Source organism: Corallococcus sicarius (assembly GCF_003611735.1).
GTDB classification, from domain to species: Bacteria; Myxococcota; Myxococcia; order Myxococcales; family Myxococcaceae; genus Corallococcus; species Corallococcus sicarius.
Window position 1 is genome coordinate 1 of the sequence record NZ_RAWG01000541.1, and the last position, 3281, is coordinate 3281.

At 69.2% G+C, this 3281-nt stretch carries 4 protein-coding genes; 2 read left to right on the forward strand and 2 right to left on the reverse strand.

Features of this window, described 5'->3' with window-relative positions:
• A partial coding sequence (locus D7X12_RS40335; protein WP_147443969.1) for an ATP-binding protein occupies window positions 1–1590 on the forward strand: 1590 nt, incomplete at its 5' end.
• Here the strand turns inward: D7X12_RS40335 and D7X12_RS40340 are convergent.
• Complete coding sequence (locus tag D7X12_RS40340; protein WP_120630433.1) at window positions 1591–1923, reverse strand: hypothetical protein; 333 nt, start codon at window positions 1921–1923, stop codon at window positions 1591–1593.
• An 86-nt stretch (window positions 1924–2009) separates the two neighbouring features.
• On the opposite strand from D7X12_RS40340, the gene D7X12_RS40345 reads away from it, so the two are divergent.
• Window positions 2010–2834, forward strand: a complete 825-nt coding sequence (locus tag D7X12_RS40345) for a hypothetical protein (protein WP_147443970.1) — start codon at window positions 2010–2012, stop codon at window positions 2832–2834.
• Window positions 2835–2845: 11 nt separating this feature from the next.
• On the opposite strand, the gene D7X12_RS40350 is transcribed toward D7X12_RS40345, so the two are convergent.
• Window positions 2846–3169, reverse strand: coding sequence for a hypothetical protein (locus tag D7X12_RS40350; protein ID WP_147443971.1), 324 nt, complete (start codon window positions 3167–3169; stop codon window positions 2846–2848).
• Window positions 3170–3281: the final 112 nt, after the last annotated feature.

Genomic DNA, 3281 nt, shown 5'->3' on the forward strand with positions numbered 1-3281 from the left:
GACGAGCTGTCCACCGGCTATCCGCGCATGACCATCCAGCACGTGCTGGACGTCGTGAACGCCTACCTCTACAGCCTCAGTGATGACGGCAGGTCGGAGGCTCGCAGCGCCCGCCCCGCCAAGGCGGAGGAGAGTGCGCGGGTCCTCGGCGTCGGAGGGGACCTGAGCCTCGGAATGGTGGTGGGCTACGAGGGGATGGAGGCCCGCCTCAACCCGCGCGACAAGTCCGTCCTGCCCCGCCACACGGGCATCATCGGGACCACGGGTGGCGGCAAGTCCACCACCGTCGCCACGCTCATCCACCGGGCACAGCTCGCGGGCATCGCCACCATCGTGTTCGACGTGGAAGGTGAATACACGCACATCAACCAGCCCACGGATCAACCCGCGATGCAGGAGGCGCTCAAGCGCCGGCGCCAGCGTCCGGAGGGTGTGAAGGACCTGCACATCCACCACCTGCTCGGGCGCATGACGCGCAACCCGAGGCACCGCCCCCTGCACCGCTTCTCGCTGAGCTTCTCCAGCCTGTCGCCGTATGCGCTGGCGGAGATCCTGGACATGTCGGACGCGCAGCAGGAGCGCTTCCTCAAGGCCTACGACGTCACCAAGCTGCTGCTGGAAGACTTCGGCATCTTCCCCACCAACGAGCAGGAGCGCCGGGCGATGATGGAGGTGGACGAGCTGTCCACCGGCTATCCGCGCATGACCATCCAGCACGTGCTGGACGTCGTGAACGCCTACCTCTACAGCCTCAGTGATGACGGCAGGTCGGAGGCTCGCAGCGCCCGCCCCGCCAAGGCGGCTTCCCGCAGGCGCGCGCCCGTCCAGGACGACCTGAACCTGGGAGAAGAACCCGAAGAGGAGCACGCCCCCGTGTCCTCCGGCCCCCAGCTCTTCACCGAGTTCAAGAGCAGCCCGGGACGGGTCATGGCCCGGGTCATGGCCGCGAGCAGCCGCAACGAGATCAGCTGGAAGGCACTGGCCAGCAAGCTCCACCGGCTGCGTCGGCTCAACATCTTCGACATGGGCTCCAGCGAGAGCGTGAAGTACGACGCGATGCTCACGCCGGGACGCGTGTCCGTCATCGACCTGTCGGACACGGACTCGCCGCAGATCAACAACCTGGTCATCGCGGACATCCTGCGCGGGCTTCAGGAGCGGCAGGAAGCCTCGTACGAGAAGGCCCAGCGCGACGGGGGGGAGCCCACCCCGGTCCTGATCATCATCGAGGAGGCGCACGAGTTCCTGTCCGCCAGCCGCATCACGCAGATGCCGGTGCTGTTCGAACAGGTGGCGCGCATCGCGAAGCGGGGCCGCAAGCGGTGGCTGGGGCTCGTCTTCGTCACGCAGCTCCCCCAACACCTGCCCAACGAGGTGCTGGGCCTGCTCAACAACTTCATCATCCACAAGATCACCGACGGCGCCGTCATCAGTCGGATGCAGAAGACGGTGGGTAGCATCGACGAGGGCCTGTGGAACCGCGTCTCCCGGCTCGCTCCGGGTCAGGCGCTGGTGTCCTTCAGCAACTTCACCCGACCGCTGATGGTCGCCGTGGATCCCGCCCCGGTGAAGCGGCTCCTCGTCGATTAGTCACCCGGAGTTCGGGGACGGTGGGTGGCTGGGGGCGATATAGAGCCAGCCGCCATGCTCCTGCCCACCCTCCTCGCCTCCGTCATCGTCGCCCAGGCTCCCGCCTCCGCCGCTTCCCGCGCCGCGGAGACGCTGGGCCTGGGCCCCGTCGTGGATGCCGTCACACACCAGGGCGTGACCTATGCCGCGCTCGGACGCGGCGGCATCGCCGTCCTCAAGCTCGAGGGCGCCTCGCCCCAGCTCGTGCGACGCCTGGAGGAGGGCCGGCGCTTCGTGCGGCTCGTCGTCGTCAACCAGTCCCTCCTCGCCGTCGAGCAGCGCGAGGAGGCCCATGCCTTCTCCCTCGCCACCCCCGAACAGCCCCAGCCTGATTCGCTGGCGTCCGCGTCCGCACCGAGGCCTCCCGCGAGGTGGTGCTCGTGGTCGTCGAAACCCGTGAGCACTCCGCGCTCGCCCGCCTGGGCCGGGGCGAGACCGTTCGCGTCGGGGACACCGCCGTCCTCACCGATGCGCCGGCCACCGCGCGCCTCTTCTTCCCTGAACCCGGCGTGCCGCGCCTGCGCTACGGCTTCCATGCGCGGCCGTTCCTCGCGCTGGACGCCACCACCCGGCTGGGTCGCTCCGCGCGCGCGGGCGGCCTGCTCCTGGACGCCTTCGTCGCGTGGCGCCCCAGTGACCTTCCCCTGGTGCTGAGCGCCCAGTTCGAACCCGTGGGCTTCGGGCTCGGCACCGGCCTTCGCCACACCCCGGGCTCCGCCTACGTCGCCGCGGCCTACTCCACCGACTTCCTCGAAGTGGGCCTCGGCTTCGGTGCGCAGTTCGGCCAGAAGGAGTGCCTGCCGGCGCTGGACCCGGAAACGTACCTGGCCATTGAAGGCAAGAACGTCTGCGCCTCCAACGCGGGCCCCTCCGTCCAGCAGGTGCTGCGGCTGGGCGCGCTCGACGGCTTCCACATCGGGTGGAGCTCTTCCATCCTCTCGCGCGAGAACCAGTTCCGCTTCGGCTCGGGCCGGGGCGAAATCCAGGTCCCCCTCACCCCCAGCCTCTCCCTCTTCGGTGCGGGCGGCGGCGCCGCGAGCGGCTGGAACTTCGGCGAGCTCGGCGTGCGCAGCTTCCTCAAGGGCACCGGCGGCGCCGGCACCACCGTGTTCTCCGCGAGCCTGGGCATCGTCTCGCTGTCCGACGGCACCGGGTCACCCCTCACCGGCCCGTCGGTCTCCATCGGCATCGAACGCCGCCCCTGAGGGCCTCGCGCTCAGTGGCCGGACGCCATCGACGCGGCGAACTCGTCCGGCACCATGGAGCCGGAGATGGGGAAGTCCTTCGGCGCCCGCTGCCACGCCTTCCCGCCTGCCTTCCGGGCAGGCTTGCGGGGAATCCGCCGCAGGCCCATGAAGGCCAACGACAGCACGCCCAGGCCAATGGCTCCCGAAGCCACATGGGCGAACAACCCGCTCCGCTTGTGACGTGAGCTTCCCACCCCGAAGAGCGGGAGCGCGGCGACAGGCGGCGCGGCCAGCACCAGCCACGTGCGCCAATTCGCGCGAGCCTGAGTCTTCAATGCCGCAATCGAAGCCATGGGGCGTCCTTCCGAGCACGAGGGTTATCCAGGAGGGTGAGGACGCCCCCTGCGCCTGTCTCTTATACCACATCTGACGCTGCCGACGACTAGTCGAGTGTAGATATCGGTG

Coding starts and splice junctions, on each gene's coding strand:
- D7X12_RS40340 (WP_120630433.1), bottom strand. CDS start 1,923: ATGGGCCTCCTCGCGCTGCTCGACGGCGAGGAGGGACTGGTTGACGAC.
- D7X12_RS40350 (WP_147443971.1), bottom strand. CDS start 3,169: ATGGCTTCGATTGCGGCATTGAAGACTCAGGCTCGCGCGAATTGGCGC.